Below are 1,977 nucleotides of genomic sequence, written 5' to 3'. Positions count from 1 at the left end.
GGTGGACGGGTGCCGGTCGTCCGGCCGGCGTCAGCGGCGCGGGCCGGGCGGGGCTGCCGGCGGACCGGCCAGCAGGTCGTGCAGCGAGGCGCGGACGGCGGAGACGAAACCGTCCTGGGTGGCCTGCGGCAGGGCGTCCAGCGACAGGTAGGGGTTCAGGTCCTCCAACTCGACGAGCAGCAGGTCGCCTTCGGGAGTGCGGCAGGCGTCGACGCGTTGGATGCCGTGGTCGATCTCGTTCCAGTCGACGAAGCGCTGGGCGAAGTCCAGGTCGGCGGCGGTCGGTTCGTACGGTTCCAGTTGCCACCGCTCCTCGGGGCGGGGCGCGTGGAGCGCGTAGTGGAAGGTGCGGTCGACGAAGAAGAACGAGACCTCGTACCGGAACGGGATCCGCGGCTGGACCAGCATCCGCCCGGCGGTCAGTTCCAGGTCGCGGGCCAACTCCCGCAGGCGGTCGGGCGGCAGGAGCCGCATGCCGATGGAGTCGGCGCCGTGCTTGGGCTTGGTGACGTACTCGTCCGCCTCGGGCAGCCGGTCCAGGTCGCGGGCACGGTCGACGGTGGGAATGACCGGATACCCGGCGGCGTACAGGTCCACCAGGTACTGCTTGCCCAGCATGTCGGCGCGGCCGGTGAGCTCGTTCCAGACGCGCACGCCGCCGCTGGTCGCACGGCCGCGGAACGTGTCGAAGGCGGCCCGGTAGTTCATCACCGGCCCGCTGTTGCGCACCACCACCGCGTCGAAGGCGTCCATCAGGGCCGCCGCGTCCAGCGGGTGACACAGGGCGAGGTCGAAGGTGTCGCGCAGCCGGGCGCTGAGGTGGATGTCCTCGTCGCAGTACCTGCGGCCCCGGGCCGGGTAGGTGAGGTCGGTGACGTACAGGATGCGGGGTCGGTGGGCGGACGGCATGGTGCTCCCGGTGGTTCGGCTGGACGTCGACGTGTCCGCCGGTCCTCGCGGGCCCGGTCGGGCGGGTGCCCGACCGGAGTTGGAGCCGGCGGGCGGGTGACTCACACCGTCGCGGAGCCGGGGCGGCGGTGCAGCAGGTAGCCGGCGAGAGTGCCGGCGGTGAACAGGGCGAGCACGGACAGCGCGGTGCTGCCCCAGCTGACGCCGAGCAGTTGGCCGCCGAAGTAACCGAGGGACACGCTGTACAGCGCCCATGCCAGGCCGGCGACGGCCGACCAGGAGACGAAGTCGGCGGGGCGGCGGCGGGCGGCTCCGGCGGCGAGGCTCATCACCGACCGGCCGGCCGGCGCGAAGCGGGCCAGCACCATCAGGGAGCCGCCGCTCCGGCTGAGCACCTGCTCCAGACGGACCTGGGCGACGGCGATCCGCCGTGAGCGGGCGAGCAGCCAGGTGAGGCGGCGGCCGCCGTGCCGGGCCAGCTGGTAGGCGGCCAGGTCACCCAGGACGGAAGCGGTCGCGGCGCACAGCACCAGCAGGAACATCTCCGGCAGGTGGGCGCTGCCGTGCGGGGGCGCGGCCAGCGTGGTCAGGTCGGTGGCCGTACCGGCCGCCGCCGTGGCGGCGGCGATCACCAGGACGCCGCTCGGCAGCAGCGGAAGGAAGACGTCGAGCAGCACCGACAGACCGATGAGGACATAGATCCACGGTGCGTAGACCAGCGTCCCCAGCGTTTCCAGCACCTTGACTCCCGGTGGCTCCCGGCCCGGTGCCCTCGGCCCGGCTTACCGCCGTACAGCGTACGCCGGGGTCACCCACAGGGCTGTGCCGGGGCCGTGTGGCGCCGATCCGGCCCCGGCGAACCGCGACAGTTGTGCCCGAACAGCCCACCCGAGGAGTCCGTCGCCCGTACACGCACGGCGCTTCCCGCGGCGGGCGCCACAGCGGGAGCGAACCAGAAGGAGGCGCGACATGGCGGCAAGGCCTGACGCAGGAGCAGTGACGGGCGGCACGGGGGCCGCGACGGGCACCACGGGGGCCGTGGCGCGGAGCGCGCCGGGGAGGACGGCC

At 73.6% G+C, this 1,977-nt stretch carries 2 protein-coding genes; both read right to left on the bottom strand.

The genetic code is table 11. The features are described 5' to 3' along the window. Nucleotides 1-30 precede the first annotated feature (30 nt). Complete coding sequence (locus ACYVE9_RS24765; protein WP_461030124.1) at nt 31-909, bottom strand: ATP-grasp domain-containing protein; 879 nt, start codon at nt 907-909, stop codon at nt 31-33. Between the two features lie 101 nt (nt 910-1,010). Then, a complete protein-coding gene (locus ACYVE9_RS24760) occupies nt 1,011-1,649 on the bottom strand; it encodes a DedA family protein (protein WP_461030123.1) in 639 nt (212 codons plus the stop codon). Between the last annotated feature and the right edge of the window lie 328 nt (nt 1,650-1,977).

The organism is Streptomyces sparsus (assembly GCF_054776295.1).
The sequence above is the reverse complement of the archived record's forward strand: the minus strand, read 5'-3'. Positions and strand labels throughout refer to the sequence as shown.